This window comes from Pseudomonas poae (genome assembly GCA_028869255.1).
In the GTDB taxonomy this organism is placed as follows: domain Bacteria; phylum Pseudomonadota; class Gammaproteobacteria; order Pseudomonadales; family Pseudomonadaceae; genus Aquipseudomonas; species Aquipseudomonas poae_C.
In genome coordinates, this window is sequence record CP110972.1 from 777192 (window position 1) to 793378 (window position 16187).

13 protein-coding genes and 3 pseudogenes are annotated in these 16187 nt (G+C 61.0%); 9 read left to right on the top strand and 7 right to left on the bottom strand.

The window, feature by feature from the left end:
* Nucleotides 1-318: 318 nt before the first annotated feature.
* The 7 genes and pseudogenes from cobU to LRS56_03690 all read left to right on the top strand — a co-directional run bounded on the left by cobU (nucleotide 319) and on the right by LRS56_03690 (nucleotide 5612).
* Nucleotides 319-840: a bifunctional adenosylcobinamide kinase/adenosylcobinamide-phosphate guanylyltransferase gene (gene cobU, locus LRS56_03660; GenBank protein ID WDU63649.1), complete on the top strand. Its 522-nt coding sequence runs from the start codon at nucleotides 319-321 to the stop codon at nucleotides 838-840.
* Complete coding sequence (gene cobT, locus LRS56_03665) at nucleotides 837-1892, top strand: nicotinate-nucleotide--dimethylbenzimidazole phosphoribosyltransferase (GenBank protein WDU63650.1); 1056 nt, start codon at nucleotides 837-839, stop codon at nucleotides 1890-1892. Before cobU ends, cobT begins: the two co-directional genes overlap by 4 nt.
* Nucleotides 1889-2464 carry an alpha-ribazole phosphatase family protein gene (locus LRS56_03670; GenBank protein ID WDU63651.1) on the top strand — a complete coding sequence of 192 codons (576 nt, stop codon included), beginning with the start codon at nucleotides 1889-1891 and terminating at the stop codon, nucleotides 2462-2464. The genes cobT and LRS56_03670 overlap by 4 nt, the downstream gene beginning before the upstream one ends.
* A 2-nt stretch (nucleotides 2465-2466) precedes the next feature.
* Entirely contained in the window at nucleotides 2467-3195 is a 729-nt protein-coding gene (locus LRS56_03675; protein WDU63652.1) for an adenosylcobinamide-GDP ribazoletransferase, read from the top strand.
* A 42-nt stretch (nucleotides 3196-3237) separates the two neighbouring features.
* The gene (locus tag LRS56_03680; protein ID WDU63653.1) at nucleotides 3238-3642 is read left to right on the top strand and encodes a MarR family winged helix-turn-helix transcriptional regulator; all 405 of its coding nucleotides are present in this window, start codon (nucleotides 3238-3240) and stop codon (nucleotides 3640-3642) included.
* Between the two features lie 63 nt (nucleotides 3643-3705).
* Nucleotides 3706-4906 (top strand): annotated as a pseudogene (locus LRS56_03685) (MFS transporter).
* A 151-nt stretch (nucleotides 4907-5057) separates the two neighbouring features.
* On the top strand, nucleotides 5058-5612 hold the full coding sequence (locus tag LRS56_03690) for a redoxin domain-containing protein (protein WDU63654.1): 555 nt from the start codon (nucleotides 5058-5060) through the stop codon (nucleotides 5610-5612).
* Between the two features lie 65 nt (nucleotides 5613-5677).
* Here LRS56_03690 and LRS56_03695 read toward each other — a convergent pair whose 3' ends face one another.
* From LRS56_03695 to LRS56_03710, 4 genes and pseudogenes are all read right to left on the bottom strand, one after another.
* Nucleotides 5678-6961, bottom strand: a complete 1284-nt coding sequence (locus LRS56_03695) for an outer membrane protein transport protein (GenBank protein ID WDU63655.1) — start codon at nucleotides 6959-6961, stop codon at nucleotides 5678-5680.
* 146 nt (nucleotides 6962-7107) lie between these two features.
* Nucleotides 7108-7591: pseudogene (locus LRS56_03700) on the bottom strand (hypothetical protein).
* Nucleotides 7592-7869: 278 nt separating this feature from the next.
* Nucleotides 7870-8091, bottom strand: a complete 222-nt coding sequence (locus LRS56_03705; protein WDU63656.1) for a hypothetical protein — start codon at nucleotides 8089-8091, stop codon at nucleotides 7870-7872.
* A gap of 444 nt (nucleotides 8092-8535) precedes the next feature.
* Nucleotides 8536-8841 carry a hypothetical protein gene (locus LRS56_03710; protein ID WDU63657.1) on the bottom strand — a complete coding sequence of 102 codons (306 nt, stop codon included), beginning with the start codon at nucleotides 8839-8841 and terminating at the stop codon, nucleotides 8536-8538.
* Nucleotides 8842-9297: 456 nt separating this feature from the next.
* On the opposite strand from LRS56_03710, the gene LRS56_03715 reads away from it, so the two are divergent.
* Together LRS56_03715 and rmuC are read left to right on the top strand one after the other, a co-directional pair.
* Nucleotides 9298-9621, top strand: coding sequence for a sel1 repeat family protein (locus LRS56_03715; GenBank protein ID WDU63658.1), 324 nt, complete (start codon nucleotides 9298-9300; stop codon nucleotides 9619-9621).
* Nucleotides 9622-9796: 175 nt separating this feature from the next.
* A complete protein-coding gene (gene rmuC, locus LRS56_03720) occupies nucleotides 9797-11161 on the top strand; it encodes a DNA recombination protein RmuC (GenBank protein ID WDU65686.1) in 1365 nt (454 codons plus the stop codon).
* Between the two features lie 115 nt (nucleotides 11162-11276).
* Here the strand turns inward: rmuC and LRS56_03725 are convergent, their stop codons facing one another.
* From LRS56_03725 to LRS56_03735, 3 genes and pseudogenes are all read right to left on the bottom strand, one after another.
* Nucleotides 11277-14747, bottom strand: a complete 3471-nt coding sequence (locus tag LRS56_03725; GenBank protein WDU63659.1) for a PAS-domain containing protein — start codon at nucleotides 14745-14747, stop codon at nucleotides 11277-11279.
* A 163-nt stretch (nucleotides 14748-14910) separates the two neighbouring features.
* Nucleotides 14911-15307, bottom strand: a pseudogene (locus LRS56_03730) (YbaN family protein).
* Nucleotides 15308-15327: 20 nt separating this feature from the next.
* Nucleotides 15328-15915 carry a YecA family protein gene (locus tag LRS56_03735; protein ID WDU63660.1) on the bottom strand — a complete coding sequence of 196 codons (588 nt, stop codon included), beginning with the start codon at nucleotides 15913-15915 and terminating at the stop codon, nucleotides 15328-15330.
* Nucleotides 15916-16187: the final 272 nt, after the last annotated feature.

Genomic DNA, 16187 nt, shown 5'->3' on the forward strand with positions numbered 1-16187 from the left:
TGAGGGTTCCGCTCTTACAGCGGGTCACTCTTGGAAGAGCCCAAAAGTAACCAAAAGGCTCTCGCCCCACCACTCGGCACCTCGCCCAGGCTCGGTGTGCCCTCACTCCGGCCAGCGTGGTTTAACGGGGCGTCTGAGATCAACATCCAAAGCCAAGTCAAAAGCTGATCTGCTCTTCTGTGGGAGCGGGCTTGCCCGCGATGGCGGTGTGTCGGTCGCGGATCTGTTACCTGACCCACCGCATTCGCAAGCAAGCCCCTCCCTACATTCGACGGTGCGGGTCTCACGCTGTCTGTCGGCCGAAAAAGGTGCCTTCCCATGCATCAACTGATCCTCGGCGGTGCCCGTTCCGGCAAGAGTCGCCTGGCCGAAAAGCTTGCCAGCGAGAGCGGCTTGCCTGTCATCTACATCGCCACCAGCCAACCGCTGGATGGTGAGATGAACGAGCGCGTTGCCCTGCATCGTCAGCGCCGTCCGGATCACTGGGGGCTGATTGAAGAACCCGTCGAACTGGCGCGGGTGCTACGCGAAAACGCGGCGGCCGGTCGCTGCCTGTTGGTGGACTGCCTGACCCTCTGGCTGACCAATCTGCTGATGCTAGAAGACCCGGCGCGCCTGGCATTCGAGCGCGACCAACTCCTTCAAACCCTGGCTGCGCTGCCGGGGGAAATTATTTTTGTCAGCAACGAGACCGGTTTGGGTGTCGTGCCGCTGGGCGAATTGACTCGCCGCTATGTGGATGAGGCCGGTTGGCTGCATCAAGCTTTGGCCGAGCGCTGTCAGCGTGTTGTCCTGACGGTTGCCGGCCTGCCCCTGACTTTGAAAGGTACTGCGTTATGACTGACACCTGGTGGCTCAACCCTTGTAAGGCAATCGACGACCAAGCGTACGAAGGCGCCCTGGCACGCCAGCAGCAATTGACCAAACCCGCCGGCTCGCTCGGTCAGCTGGAAGCAGTGGCGGTGCAGTTGGCCGGGCTGCAAGGTCGGGTCAAGCCGTTGGTGGAGCAGGTATGGATCGCCATTTTTGCCGGTGATCATGGTGTGGTTGCCGAGGGTGTGTCGGCGTTTCCTCAGGAAGTGACCGGGCAGATGCTGCATAACTTTGTCACCGGCGGCGCGGCCATCAGTGTGTTGGCGCGCCAGTTGGAGGCGCAGCTGGAAGTGGTCGATCTCGGCACGGTCACGCCATCACTCAACTTACCGGGTGTGCGTCACCTGAACATTGGCGCGGGCACCGCCAATTTCGTCAACGGCCCGGCGATGACTGAGGCTCAGGGGCGGCTGGCCCTGCAAGCCGGTCGCGACAGTGCACGTCGGGCATTGGAAAGCGGCGCCCAGCTGTTTATCGGCGGCGAGATGGGCATCGGCAATACCACCGCCGCGAGTGCTTTGGCGTGCGCGTTGCTCGACTGCCAGGTCAGTGACCTGACCGGCCCAGGCACCGGTTTGAATGCCCAGGGCGTCAGCCACAAGGTGGCGGTCATTGAGCGCGCACTGGCGCTGCATGCCGGGCAGCGCGATGACGCGCTGCACACCCTGTTCAATCTTGGTGGCTTTGAGGTGGCTGCGCTGGTCGGGGCTTATCTGGCCTGTGCCCAGGAGGGCATTGTGGTGTTGGTGGACGGCTTTATCTGCACCGTCGCCGCGCTGGTCGCCACCCGTCTGAACCCGGGCTGCCGCGAATGGCTGGTGTTTGGCCATCGTGGCGCCGAGCCTGGCCACCGCCATGTGCTGCAAAGCCTTGAGGCACAGCCGCTGCTGGAACTCGGCCTGCGCCTGGGCGAGGGCAGTGGCGCTGCGCTGGCAGTGCCGTTGCTGCGTCTGGCGTGCGCGCTGCACGGGCAGATGGCGACGTTCGCCGAAGCTGCCGTGGCAGACCGCCCGGCATGACCTTGCACCTGGACCTCCTGCGCCACGGCGAAACCGAACTGGGCGGCGGCCTGCGCGGCAGCCTCGACGATGCACTGACCGCCACGGGCTGGGCGCAGATGCGCGCTGCTGTGGTGGCGCGTGGGCCGTGGGACCGGTTGATCAGTTCCCCGCTGCAACGTTGCGCGTTGTTCGCGCAGGAATTGGGCGCGCAACTCAAGGTGCCGGTCAGCCTGGAAAAGGACCTGCAAGAGCTGCATTTCGGCGCCTGGGAAGGGCACAGTGCGGCGGCGCTGATGCGCACCGATGCCGAAGGGTTGGGCCGGTTCTGGGCGGATCCCTACAGTTTCACGCCGCCTGAGGGTGAGCCGGTCAGTGAATTTTCCGAACGCGTTCTCGGCGCCGTCCTACGTTTGCATCAGGCGTATGCCGGTGAGCGCGTGTTGCTGATCAGCCACGGTGGCGTGATGCGCTTGCTGCTGGCGCAAGCGCGGGGTTTGCCTCGGGAACAGTTGCTGAATGTCGAAGTCGGCCACGGTGGGCTGTTTAGCCTGCAGGTCGCAGCGCACGGCGTATTAAAGGAAGTCGAGTAAACATGCTGCCATTCTGGATCGCCCTGCAATTTCTCAGCAGCCTGCCGATTCGTCTGCCGGGCATGCCGCAGCCTCAGGAACTGGGGCGTTCGCTGCTGTTTTATCCGCTGGTCGGGTTGTTGTTCGGCGTGCTGTTATGGGGGCTGAATAGCGCGTTGCTCGGCGCACCGTTGTTGTTGCATGCCGCGCTATTGCTGACGGCCTGGGTGTTGCTCAGCGGCGGTCTGCACCTGGACGGCCTGGCGGACAGCGCCGATGCCTGGCTGGGTGGCTTTGGCGACCGCGAGCGCACCCTCACCATCATGAAAGACCCGCGCAGCGGGCCGATTGCGGTGGTCACCCTGGGCCTGGTGATGCTGCTCAAGTTCACGGCGTTGGTGGCACTGATCGAACAGCACAATAGCGCAGCGTTGATCCTCGCGCCGCTGATCGGGCGGGCGTCGATGCTGGCGTTGTTTCTTACCACGCGGTATGTGCGCGCCGGTGGTTTGGGCCAGGCATTGTCGGATCATTTACCGCGTGTTGTCGGCCAACAGGTGCTGATCCTCAGCGGCCTGGCCTGCGTCCTGATCGGTGGGGTCAGTGGCGGGATCGCCGTACTGCTCGCGGCCGTGTGCTTTATGGGCTTGCGCCAGCTGATGCTCAATCGCCTGGGCGGCACCACCGGCGATACGGCCGGCGCCTTGCTGGAGTTGCTGGAAGTCGCGGTATTGGTCGGCCTGGCGCTGTAACACTTTCTTGCATTTCCTTAATCGCGGGTATATACACGTTCCATGCTTGCCTCCCAATGTTTATGCACCAACCTGCGACGTGCCGCCCGTGGCGTCAGCAGGCATTACGACGGCGCTCTCGACGGCTTCGGGATCAACGTCGCCCAGTATTCTTTGCTGTGTAACCTGCAGCGTCTCGACCAACCGAGCATTTCCAGCCTGGCCGAAGCCATGGGCCTGGATCGCAGCACCCTGGGGCGCAACCTGCGGGTGCTGGAAGGCGAGGGCCTGGTGCAGTTGGTTGAGGGCGATGACCTGCGCAACCGCCTGGTGGTGTTGACCGCAGCCGGTGAAGAGCGACTGGCCGCAGCATTGCCCGCGTGGGAAGCGGCGCAGCAGAAATTGATCGATCAACTGGGCGCGGAAAAACGCGAAACCCTGTTGGCCTTGCTGGATGAACTCGCCTGAACGCGTGTTTGTTCGAATACAAGCGGGTATATACCCGCGAACGGAGAATAAGAAATGACCTCGATGTGGCGCACCAGTGGCTGGATTCTTGTGGGGAGTGCGCTGATCCTGGCGTTGTCCTTGGGTGTGCGGCACGGTTTCGGCCTGTTTCTGGCGCCGATGAGCAGCGAATTCGGCTGGGGCCGTGAGACGTTTGCGTTTGCTATTGCCCTGCAAAACCTGATCTGGGGCCTGGCGCAGCCGGTTTACCGGCGCCCTGGCCGACCGGTTCGGCGCCACCAAAGCGGTGTTTGTCGGTGGCGTGCTGTACGCCCTGGGCCTGGTGTTGATGGGGATGTCCGATTCGGCGTGGTCGTTATCCCTGAGTGCAGGCTTGCTGATTGGCATTGGCCTGTCCGGTACTTCGTTCTCAGTGATTCTCGGCGTGGTCGGGCGTGCCGTGGCGCCGGAAAAACGCAGCATGGCCATGGGCATCGCCAGTGCGGCCGGTTCGTTCGGTCAGTTCGCCATGGTGCCCGGCACCTTGGGCCTGATCAGCTGGTTGGGCTGGTCGGCCGCCTTGCTCGCATTGGGCTTGATGGTGGCGTTGATCCTGCCGCTGGTCAGCATGCTCAAGGACAAGCCGCTGCCCGTCATGGCTGGTCAGCAAACCTTGCGTGAAGCGCTGAAGGAAGCTTGCTCCCACTCCGGATTCTGGCTGCTGGCGTTCGGTTTTTTTGTCTGCGGTTTCCAAGTGGTGTTTATCGGTGTGCACCTGCCGGCCTATCTGGTGGACCAGCACTTGCCGGCTACCGTCGGCACCACGGTGTTGGCGCTGATTGGGTTGTTCAATATCTTCGGGACTTACACCGCCGGGTGGCTGGGTGGGCGCATGTCCAAGCCGCGCTTGCTGACCGGTTTGTACCTGCTGCGGGCGGTGGTGATCGTGCTGTTCCTGTGGGCGCCGGTCACGGAAGTGACGGCCTACCTGTTCGGCATGGCCATGGGCTTTTTGTGGTTATCCACTGTGCCGCTGACCAACGGCACGGTCGCTACCCTGTTTGGCGTGCGAAACCTCTCGATGCTCGGTGGGATCGTGTTCCTGTTCCACCAGTTGGGATCGTTCCTCGGCGGTTGGCTGGGCGGGGTAGTCTATGATCGAACCGGTAACTACGATTTGATCTGGCAGGTAGCGATTCTGCTGAGCCTGCTCGCCGCCGCACTGAATTGGCCGGTGCGTGAGCGGCCAGTGGCGCGTTTACAGGCGCAGATGGAGGCGGCATGAGTATAGCGTTACGCGGTTTGATAGCCGCTGCGGGGTTGTTGCTGGTGCTGCTGGCCTGGTGGGGCTGGCAGCGCGGCGGGCTGGCGTTGATGCAACTGGGTATGTCGATCTGTTAAGTTCGGTCTCTGAACTCTTTAAAGGACGTTTCGACATGCAGATGCGCTGGCTTGCAGTTCCCGTGCTGATGGCCGCTTTTGGCGGCGTGGCGATGGCCGCCGATTGCCCGCCTTTGCTCGAAGGCCAATTACCCAAGTTGCGCGCCAAGGAATCCATCGATCTGTGCCAGCGCTTTGCCGGTAAGCCCCTGGTCATCGTCAACACCGCCAGCTTTTGCGGGTTCGCGCCGCAATTCAAAGGCCTTGAAGCCTTGTACCAGCGCTACAAGGGCGAAGGGCTGGAGGTGATCGGCGTGCCGTCCGATGACTTCAAACAGGAAGCCAAGACCGGCGAGGAAACCGCCAAGGTCTGCTACGTGAATTACGGCGTGACCTTCACCATGACCGAGCCGCAGAAGGTCAAGGGGCCGGATGCGGCGCACCTGTTCAAGGTGCTGGCGCAGCAGACCGATACGCCGCCGAAGTGGAATTTCTACAAGTATGTGGTGGACCGCCAGGGCAAAGTGATTGCCAACTTCTCCAGCCTGACCAAGCCGGACAGCCCGGAACTGATCAAGGCGGTGGAGCAGGCAATCGCGTCCAAGCCCTGATTGCCAGCCACTAAAAAGCCCCGCCTCCTTTGCAGGAGAGCGGGGCTTTTTTACACCGGTCCGGATCAGAAGGTGTAGGTCATGCCCAGGCCGAAACCGTTGGCACTGTTTTCGTACTTGGCGCGGTAGCTGGCTGTCGAAGGTGGGTTGGCAGTCTGATTGACCTTGACGTCTTCTTCTTGCAGGTACGAGTACGCCAGGTCGACGGTCATGTTATCCATGACTTTATAGCCCAGGCCCACACTGAAGATCGTCCGGTCGCCGGTAGGGATGCGTGGCGAACGATCAGTGTTGTTGGTTGGCGACTGGTCGAAGGTCAGGCCGGTACGCAGCACCACTTGCTTGGTCAACTGGTACGAGGTGCCCACGGCGTAGGCCCAGGTGTCGTGCCAGTTTTGTTCTTCGGTGATGGAGCTAAGTTGGCTAGGTGCCAGCAAGCCGCCGGCAGCCGTGACACCTTCGTTGTTGACGGTGATCTCTTTCAGGCGACTCCAGCGCGTCCAGGTGGCACCGCCGTACAGTTTCCAGGCGTCGGTCAGGTCTTGGGTGACCGACAGATCGTAGGACTCGGGGGTGTCGATTTTCAGCGAGGCGTCGTAACGGTTGTTACGCAGGAAGCCCTGGGTCGGCGTAGGGCCCGATACTTCGGTGTGGCCGTCGAGCTTGTACTTGACCTTCGAGTGGTAGGTCAGGCCCACGCGAGTGGTATCGGTTGCCTGGACCAATACGCCGACGTTAAAGCCCAGGGCAGTATCGTCACCCTTGATTTTGACATTGGTGTCACTGACGGCCGGGTTAAGGGTCCTGTCCGATTCCAGCACGCCGGAAATCCGGTTGATGGTCGGGCCGAAACCAATCGACACACGGTCATTGAACGCGTAGCTGACAGTTGGCTGGAAGGTCATGACCTTCACTTCGCTCTTGCTGCCGAAGCCACGGCCCTGGAAGCCGTTTTCATAGTCGGTCACCAGGCCAAACGGTGCATAGACGCCGAAGCCGATGGCCCACTGATCGTTGAGTTTGTTGGTGTAGAAACCGAATGGCACCGCGGTGAACGGAACCATGTCACCTTTGTTGGAACCGCGAGAGTTGCCGCCGGTATCGCTGATGTCGGTCGAGGCGTCAATGGCTGCGACGCCACCGGTGATTTGCTGGCCATTCAGGCGGGCCATACCGGCAGGGTTACCGTAAACAGTGCTTGCATCATCGGCAGAAGAAGAGCGACCTGCGAAACCCGTACCCATCCCGCTGACGCTCTGTTCATTGAGGGCAAAGCCGCTTGCGAACAGTTGGGAGGATGCCATGGCAACGGCGAGGCTAAGTGTGGTCTTGAGCATTACTTTTTTCATTATTAGAACTCCGTGGTGATCACCGCTGCGGAAAGTATCAATAAATTTAAGATCGCGCTATAGGCTGTAATACTGGAGATAGAGCGGTTTTGTAGGACAATCCGACCAAAATTCTGTGTTTTTGGCGAATCTTGCAAATTGCCCGGTCAGCAAACCGCGTGATTCATGGGTGAAACACAGGTTTGCCAGGCGAGCGTGAAATCGCGCAGCCGTCCTTGTGGATGAAAAATTTCTTTCCAGATACGTGCCATGGCCAAAACATCACCAGGCGGCGGGGAGGGCGGGGCTGTGTTGTTCCACCAGCAGCCAGGCGATCGCGGTGGCGTAACGCAGGTTGACTGTGAGTTCAAGCTGCGGCGCGCTGAGGAAGGCGTGTTGGCTGGCCAGCCCGCGTACCAGGCTGGCGCGCTCGGGGTCCAGCGCCAGGTAGTTGTCCCATAAGGCGCGGTGGCGGGGTTCGGTGATGCTGTACAGGCCGTGGCCGCGCCGGTCGTGCAAGGCCGAGCCGAGTTCCGATTGGCTGGCGGCAATGCCCAACAACAGGGACTCAGCAGTCGGGTTATGGCGGCCCAGATACATCAACGTCGGCCGGATCACATAACGACACAATTCGCTGGCGGCGATACCCATACATGCCTCAATCCGTGAAAGTGGTCGACGAGCCTGAGAGGGGGGCTTGGCAGCGGTTGAATCGGATCTCAGGCTCGTCGCAAGCGGATCATGCCGCTTGAGTTGAAGTGTAGTGTCATATTTATGATGTAAAGGACTGTTTTTAAAACATCTTCTTCATTCAGTTATAACGGTTATATCTATTTGAACTTAGTGCGAAAGCTCGAGTGCCAAATTTCAGGCAATAAAAAACCCTGTTTTTTAAACAGGGTTTTTTGTGTTTCAGCGACTCGGGTCGATCAGGCAACCAGTGCCTGACGGGTACGCTCGATCACGGCCTGCAGCGGTTCTGCGCTGGAGTATTGATCGGGGTACAGGCGTTCGCTGTGACGAGCGATACCGTGTTCGTTGACCAGGGTGAAGCTGAAGCAGCCTTTGCGAGCGGCCATGATCAGGCAGTTCATTGGAGCAAAAGCGTTGGTGAGGGTGCGAATGGCATCCTGAGTGTGGATAGTGGACATATTATTGGTGTTCCTACAAATGACACGGATAAGAACCGTGCAACGTTAAAACGTTCCAGTGACGTTGATCACCATTGATCGAACGAAGAACCCGACTGGAACAAAGCAGCCAGTTTGAAGCGCTAAGTAAGTTAGGCGCGCTTGGGCTGGCAGGTAGGTACTTAGGAGGGCAGGCAACACAACAGGGGCAAAGGTTCTGGGCCCGGGGTGAAGATCCTGATCAATTTGCAGGCTGGTTCGGTCAGAGTATTGAGACTTCGCGACACCCTTTGCTTGTTCAAAGGCAGTGTCGTCGCAAGTGATACCTGGAAACCATCGAGGTGGTCGATCCCGTGTTGTTCAGGGGAGTTGTTCGACCAGAATTGACTTTCAGCTTGGTACTAACGCCGCGGATAGTAACGGATTGAATCAGCGAAGGGAAGTGTGCTAGTCAAAAAACTTCAATCAGCCGCCCAGCAGGCCCCGATAGACCAGCACTGTGGTGGCCGCCGCCAGCGAGCAACCCAGCGCATAAGCCGCAAGGGTCAGGCGCAGGGACTGTCCGGTCTCTACCACCTTCATCACATCGCCCATGTCATTGATGCGGCCTTCGCCCAACTCGATGCACAGGCTGACGGCAGTAAACGCCGCCGACAGCAGGATCGCGATGGCAAACAAGGCGCCGTCCGGGGACGGCAGTGCCGCGTTGATCCCCAGGGAAATCGCGCAGATCGCCAGTAACAACACGGCGAATACCAGAATTCCTTTCATCGACCCTCCCGACGTCGCGCTGTAGGCCGTTGAGTGTGGCGAGCCTGGAAAGATTTGAAAAGGCTCTGTCCTACGTCATCGGTAACATTTTTGCAGGGCGCCGCTTCCAATAACGTTGGGGATAACCCCGCGAATGGCGACTTGTGCACATTAGTTGCGGGATGTGTAACCACACTGTCAACTGCAATGCCAGGCCGCCATTTGCCTGCAATGAAAATTTAAGTCAATGAAAAATCTGGCTTTTTTTTATTGGTGAAAAAATCGTCAGTTTGACTGCGGCCCCCATTCCATGGGCCTTTGCGAGGGTTAAAGGGGGGTTGTCCACTGAGTTATCCACAGCTTCTGTGGATTGTCCCGAGCGCTTGCTCTAGGACGGGCGTGCAGGGATTTTTCAGCTTTACCTGTAGGAAAAAAAGAGTAGAGTGGCGCGCCTTCCGTTCTGTCCCGCAGTGCTTTATGAAGTTTCGCTCAGTATCACCTTCTGTTACCGACACCCCTCAGACTGTTACCGTACCCAAGCGCTTCTCTTTGAAAGTCGCCCTGTGGTTGCTCGACAGCCCGCGCCTGGGCCACAACACCAACGTCAAACACTTCGCCGGGCGCTTGCTCAAGCAGCCGGCCCGTGCAGGCGTGGTCGCCGCACAGAGCCGCCTGGGTCAACTGATGTGCCGTGAGTGCGGCAACGCCCGCGACCGCCGCATCGGCCATGACCTGCTGCGCTTGGCCGCCCGCGCCGGGGACCGCCGCGCCCAGCGCGAACTGGGCCAGGTCGAAGACTGAGCTGTCCTCCGGCCCTGTGCTTGGTTAACCTTGCTCCTTTTCGGTAATGGCAGAAATGGCTATGGCTTTTGACTGGACCAGTATTGCCTTGGGTCTTGCTGGCGCTGCAGTGCCTTTATTGGCCCTGTGCTGGCAGATCCAGCGGCGGCTGAGTGCGCGCTTGACCGGCTGGGAACTGCTCGAAGAGCGTCTGGCCACCGCGCAGCTGGCGCAGGAAGGGCTTGCCGCCCAACTGGATGCCAGTCGCGATGAGATCAGCGACCTGAGCCAGGCCAATGCCGCCAAGCAAGCCGACCTGGCTGCGATGCGCCGCGAAGTCGAACTACTGCAAATCGATCGCGACAATGCCCGCGACGCCGCCCACGCCTGGAACCTCGACCGCAGCGCCAAGGAAACCGAACTGCGCCGCCTCGACGCGCTGTCGGCGGCCTTGCGCGCCGAACTGCGCGAGCAACAGGACAGCCATCAACAGCGCCTCGCCGACTTGCAGGGCTCGCGAGACGAGCTGCGTGCGCAGTTTGCCGAATTGGCCGGCAAGATCTTCGACGAGCGCGAGCAGCGTTTCGCCGAAACCAGCCAGGAACGCCTGGGTCAATTGCTCGACCCGCTCAAGGAGCGCATCCAGTCCTTCGAAAAGCGCGTGGAAGAAAGCTATCAAAATGAGGCCCGCGAGCGCTTTTCCCTGGCCAAGGAGCTTGAGCGCCTACAGCAACTGAACCTGCGTCTGTCAGACGAAGCCACCAACCTCACCCGCGCCCTTAAGGGCCAGAAAACCCAAGGCAACTGGGGTGAGCTGATACTTGAGCGGGTGCTGGAACACGCCGGCCTGGAAAAGGGCCGCGAGTATCAGACCCAAGTCAGCCTCAAGGGCCCGGACGGTGAGCGCTTCCAGCCGGATGTGCTGATCATGTTGCCCGGCGACAAACAAGTGGTGGTGGATTCCAAGGTCAGCCTGACCGCGTATCAGCAGTATGTCGCGGCGGATGACGAGGTGATCGGCCAGGCGGCTCTGAAGCAGCACGTGCTTTCGCTGCGCAATCACGTCAAAGGCTTGGCCGGCAAGGACTACAAGCGCTTGGAGGGCCTGCACAGCCTGGATTTCGTGCTGCTGTTCGTGCCGATCGAAGCGGCTTTTTCCGCCGCGCTGCAGGCTGAGCCCAACCTGTTTCAGGAAGCCTTTGACCGCCATATCGTGATCGTCAGCCCCACCACCTTGCTCGCCACGCTGCGGGTGATCGACAGCCTGTGGAAGCAGGAGCGCCAAAGCCAGAATGCCCGGGAAATCGCCGAGCGCGCCGGCTGGCTGTACGACAAGTTTGTACTGTTTATCCAGGACCTGGATGAAGTGGGCAACCGTTTGCAGCAGTTGGACAAAGCTTACAGCGCGGCGCGGAACAAGCTGACAGATGGACGCGGAAATCTGGTCAGCCGCACCGAGCAATTAAGGTTGCTCGGGGCCCGCGCCAGCAAAAGCCTGCCGGCGGATCTGCTGGAGCGGGCGATGACCGATGCGGATGGCGTGGCACATTCACCTGAATAAGACATGGCTATGGTGGGAGCTGGCTTGCCTGCGATGGGGGTGTGTCAGTCGCCACCGCTATCGCAGGCAAGCCAGCTCCCACAGGGCAATGAGTTGGGGCTTTTTACAGCGGCAGTTACAGCGGCAGATGCCGACTCAGCAGCGCCCGCAACGCCGCCGGTTTCACCGGCTTGGCCAGGTAATCCAGCCCTGCCGCATGCACCTCGGCCACCATCTCGGGGCGGCCGTCGGCGCTGATGACCACGCCGGGAATCGGCTCGGCCAGTTGTGCGCGCAGCCAGCCCATCAGTTCGGTGCCGGTTTCGCCGTGGTCCAGGTGGTAATCCACCAGCGCCAGTTGCGGGCGCACGCCCTCTGCCAGCAGCGCGGCGCATTGCGCCTGGTCGGTGGCGGTCCACACCTCGCAGCCCCAGCGCGTGAGCAAGCTGCGCATGCCGATCAGGATGCTTTCTTCGTTATCCACGCACAGTACCTGCGCGCCGCTCAGCGGCTGGCCGTTTTCCACGGCGGCCTTGAGCTGCGGGCTAGCCTGGTTGCGCGCCAGCGGCACGCGCACGCTGAACACGCTGCCTTTGCCCGGCCAGGAGCGCACGCTCAAGCGATGGCCGAGTACGCGGCATAGGCCGTCGGCAATCGCCAGGCCCAGGCCCAGGCCTTTTTCGGCGCGGGTCTGGTGGCTGTCCAGGCGCTTGAATTCTTCGAAGATCACCTGTTGTTTATCCAGCGGGATGCCAGGGCCACGGTCCCACACTTCCAGGCACAGCTCGCCCTTGCGTCTGCGTACGCCAAGCAGCACTGGGCCGTCGGCATAACGGAAGGCGTTAGTCAGAAAGTTCTGCAGAATCCGCCGCAGCAACTTGATGTCACTGTCGACCCGCAACCGACTGCCGCGCAGGCGGAAGCGCAAACCCTGTTCCTGGGCCAGTGCCTTGAATTCGGCACCCAGGGTGTCGAACAGCTCATTGAGTACAAAGGGCTGGCGCTGCGGGTTGATCTTGCCGTTTTCCAGGCGTGAGATATCCAGCAAGTCGCTGATCAGGTCTTCGGCTGAACGCAGTGAACTGTCCAGGTGCTGCACCAGTTGCCGGGCGTCGCTGGACAGGCCCTCGTTCTGGTGGGAGAGGGCGGCCGAGAACAGGCGTGCGGCGTTCAAGGGCTGCATCAAGTCATGGCTGACGGCCGCCAGGAAGCGGGTCTTCGATTGGCTGGCAGTCTCGGCCACCCCTTTGGCGTCGGTCAGCGCCACATTCAACTGCGACAGCTCGTGGGTGCGCTCGGTCACCCGTTGCTCCAGGCCCTCGTTAGCCTCGGTGAGGGCCTTCTCGGCCTCGCGAAACGCAGTGATGTCGGTGAAACTCATGACGAAACCGCCGCCGGGCATGGGGTTGCCGATCAGCTCGATCACGCGCCCATTCGGGAACAAACGTTCGGAGGTGTGCGCGCGGCCCTGGCGCATCCAGTGCAGGCGGCGCGCCACATGCACCTCGGCTTCGCCCGGCCCGCACAGGCCGCGCTCGGCGTTGTAGCGAATAATGTCGGCAATCGGCCGGCCCACGCTGATCAGCCCGTCGGGGTAGTTGAACAGCTCAAGATAACGTCGGTTCCAGGCCACCAGCTTGAGGGACTGGTCCACCACGCTGATGCCCTGGGTGATGTTCTCGATAGCGCCTTGCAACAGCGCCCGGTTGAATTGCAGCACTTCCGACGCTTCGTCGGCGATCCGTACTACGTCCTCCAGCTGCATTTCCCGCCCTTCGATAGCGGCTTTCACCACCGCTCGGGTCGAGGACGCACCGAGCACGCCGGCCAGCAAGCGCTCGGTGTGGGCGATCCAGTCGTTATCGGCATTCTGGTTGGGGTTGAAGCCTTTGCCCTGGCGGTAGGCGAAGCGGATAAAGCTCTGCTGGGCGCGCTCTTCACCCACAAAACGCGCTGCCAGACTGAGCAGGTCGCTGATCTGTACCGACAGCATTGAGCGGGCGCTGGCGCGCTGGCTGATTTCCTGGCCGATAAACCGTCCGGCTTGCCAGTGTTCCGACACGCGGGTGCGCGACAGCATCGACACCCAAACAAACAGTGTGAAGTTACCCGCCAGGGAGAACACGGTGCCCAGGGTCAATGAAGTGACGGACAGGCCCAGCGGGTGGGAATGCATCCACGTCAGCCCGGGGAAAAGGCTGAGGGACCACCCCAGGCTTTTCGCAGTAACCGGTAGGACTAAGGTGTAGAACCACAGGAATGTGCCCGCCGCCAAGCCGGCAAATACCCCGCGTCGATTGGCCTGCTTCCAGTACAGCGCGCCGAGCATCGCCGGCGCCAGTTGGGTCACGGCGGCAAAGGCGATCTGGCCGATAGTCGCCAGGCTCGCGCTGGAGCCAAGCAAGCGATAGCTGACATACGCCAGCAGCAGGATGATCACGATGCTGACCCGGCGCACCGACAGCATCCAGTGCCGGAACACTTCAAACGGCCGCTCGGCGCTGGACCGGCGCAGCAGCCAGGGCAGCAGCATGTCGTTGGAGACCATGGTCGACAAGGCGATGCTCGCGACGATCACCATGCCGGTAGCCGCCGAGGCACCGCCGATAAATGCCAGAACGGCCAGCGCCGGGTGCGCTTCGGCCATGGGCAGGCTGATCACGTAGGAATCCGGCAGCACCGAGCCCGGCAGCAGCATCTTACCGCCGAGGGCGATCGGTACTACAAACAGCGCGGCGAGGATCAGGTAAGCCGGAAACACCCATTTGGCCAGGCGCAGGTCCTGCGGGTCGATATTCTCCACCACGGTGACGTGAAACTGCCGTGGCAGGCAGATGATCGCCATCATGGCAACGCCGGTCTGCACCACCATCGACGGCCAGTTGATGGTTTCCTTCCAGTACTCTTCCAGTCGCGGTGCAAGCATCGCCTGGCTGAACAGGTCGCCGAAACCGTCGTACAGGCCGAAGGTCACAAATGCGCCGACCGCGAGAAACGCGAACAGCTTGACCAGCGATTCAAACGCAATCGCCAGCACCATGCCACGGTGGTGCTCGGTGGCGTCGAGGTTGCGTGTACCAAACACAATGGTGAACAGCGCCAGCACCAGCGACACGATCAGCGCAGTGTCCTGCGCCCGGGTGCCGGTGGTGTCGGGGCCGGAGCCGATCAGCAGGTTTACCCCCAGGACGATGCCTTTGAGCTGCAGGGCAATATAAGGCAGTACGCCGACCAGGCAGATCAGCGCAACCACCACGGCCAGCGACTGGGATTTACCGTAGCGGGCGGCGATAAAGTCGGCGATGGAGGTGATGTTTTCCTGCTTGCTGATCAGAATCATCTTCTGCAGGACCCAGGGTGCCAACACCAGTAGCAGCACCGGTCCCAGGTAAATCGGTAAAAAAGCCCACAGTTGTTCGGCGGCTTGGCCTACGGCGCCGAAGAAGGTCCAGCTGGTGCAGTAAACCGCCAGTGACAGGCTGTACACCCAGGCACGCATGCGCGGCGGCAAGGGCGCACGGCGGCGGTCACCGTAAAAGGCGATGGCAAACATAATGGCCATATAGGCCAGGGCAACGGCGGCGATCAGCCCGCTGGACAGCGTCATGGTAACTCCGAGCATAAAAACACCCAGGCATTCCGGGCCCGGTGGCACAGTCTCGCAGAATGGCTGGGGTTAGTCAGTGTCGACCAAGGTCGTGTGTAAGCAAGGCTGCGAGACGGGCGCTGAGGTTCTGCAGTGACACCGAGGTGATCCTTTCGCAGCCTCGCTAAGGCTCGACAGGTCCCACAGGTCGGGTTTTCTGGCGCAGGATGTAAATCGTCACCAGTACGGCGCTGGTCAGCATAAAGCCTCGGGCCCACGGCAACGGCACCAGGTAGCAGGAAAGGCCGATGCTCAGCCACATCAAGCCGATGGCGTAGACCTTGCCCTTGAGCGGGATGCCATTACCGTCCAGGTAGTCTTTGATCCACGGGCCCAGGCGCGGGTGTTGCACCAGCCAGTGGTAGAAGCGCGGGGGAGCTTCGAGCGAAGCAGGCGGCGGCGAGCAGCAGGAAGGGCGTGGTCGGCAATACCGGCAGGAAAATGCCGATCACGCCCAACGCTACGCTGAGCCAGCCGATGGCCAGCAGCCCGTAGCGCAGGAGCAGCGAGCGATTGCCCATGGGTGTCACGGGCAAACGACTCAGTGGTGACGTGGCTTGAGGATCGCCGGCTTTTCGTCAGGGGCGTTGCACAGCAGGTACAGAGCGGTGAGGGCTTCCGGGATCTGTACGATCATGTCGTCCATCAGGTTGGCGTCGGCAGCGATATCGGAAAACTCGGCTTCTTCCTCGAACAGCCCCGAACCGACCATGATCGGCAGCAGCATTTCGCTGACTTCTTCCTCGGCGGTTTCGAACCAGGCGGCTTCGCGCAGGAACACGCCTTCCATGAAGCCGATGCACCAGCCGCGCAGGTCGGAGTCATCCGGCTCTTCGCCCAGGTCCAGCTCGCAGGGCAGCTCGAACTCCTCATCGGAGGCCAGTTGGCGGCCGATGTGGGCCTTGAGGGCCAGCAGCGTGGATTCGATTTCCTCGCGTTGGGCGGCGTCGGCGTAGTGCGGCTCTTCGGCGAACAGCGCGTCGATCCATTCACGGTCGGGCACCACATCGGCGCAGATCGACAGGGCGGTCAGGTAGCCGTGGGCGGCCACGTAGTCCAGCGCCTCGTCATGCAGCTCATCGGCGTCGAGGAAGGCTTGCAGGCGGGTTAGTTGCTCAGCGAAGGACATTGAAGGGCTACCTTGGGAATAAACGATGCGCGAATTCTAGGCTTTCTTGAGCGCCCAGGCCAGCCGCACTGCATATTTGCCAGGTTTTAGATAGCAGCCGCTATTCGTCAGTGGCGCCCTTTGCAGCGTAACGCTCGGGTATACTGCCGCGTTTTGTGATGCCCCTGCAGGCCAAGCGCCCACCCGCGAAAACTTCGCTTACGGATTATTTCCCGTGAAGCCGGTTTTTTTCGGCCAGCCTGTACAGAGGGATTTCGGTACCATTTTGGAGT

Bases quoted from the DNA above. Each gene is read 5' to 3' on its own strand.
- LRS56_03725 (WDU63659.1), bottom strand. From the start codon at position 14,747: ATGACGCTGTCCAGCGGGCTGATCGCCGCCGTTGCCCTGGCCTATATG.
- LRS56_03690 (WDU63654.1), top strand. From the start codon at position 5,058: ATGCAGATGCGCTGGCTTGCAGTTCCCGTGCTGATGGCCGCTTTTGGC.
- LRS56_03710 (WDU63657.1), bottom strand. From the start codon at position 8,841: ATGAAAGGAATTCTGGTATTCGCCGTGTTGTTACTGGCGATCTGCGCG.
- LRS56_03675 (WDU63652.1), top strand. From the start codon at position 2,467: ATGCTGCCATTCTGGATCGCCCTGCAATTTCTCAGCAGCCTGCCGATT.
- LRS56_03670 (WDU63651.1), top strand. From the start codon at position 1,889: ATGACCTTGCACCTGGACCTCCTGCGCCACGGCGAAACCGAACTGGGC.
- LRS56_03705 (WDU63656.1), bottom strand. From the start codon at position 8,091: ATGTCCACTATCCACACTCAGGATGCCATTCGCACCCTCACCAACGCT.
- cobU (WDU63649.1), top strand. From the start codon at position 319: ATGCATCAACTGATCCTCGGCGGTGCCCGTTCCGGCAAGAGTCGCCTG.
- LRS56_03715 (WDU63658.1), top strand. From the start codon at position 9,298: ATGAAGTTTCGCTCAGTATCACCTTCTGTTACCGACACCCCTCAGACT.
- cobT (WDU63650.1), top strand. From the start codon at position 837: ATGACTGACACCTGGTGGCTCAACCCTTGTAAGGCAATCGACGACCAA.
- LRS56_03695 (WDU63655.1), bottom strand. From the start codon at position 6,961: ATGAAAAAAGTAATGCTCAAGACCACACTTAGCCTCGCCGTTGCCATG.
- LRS56_03735 (WDU63660.1), bottom strand. From the start codon at position 15,915: ATGTCCTTCGCTGAGCAACTAACCCGCCTGCAAGCCTTCCTCGACGCC.
- LRS56_03680 (WDU63653.1), top strand. From the start codon at position 3,238: ATGCTTGCCTCCCAATGTTTATGCACCAACCTGCGACGTGCCGCCCGT.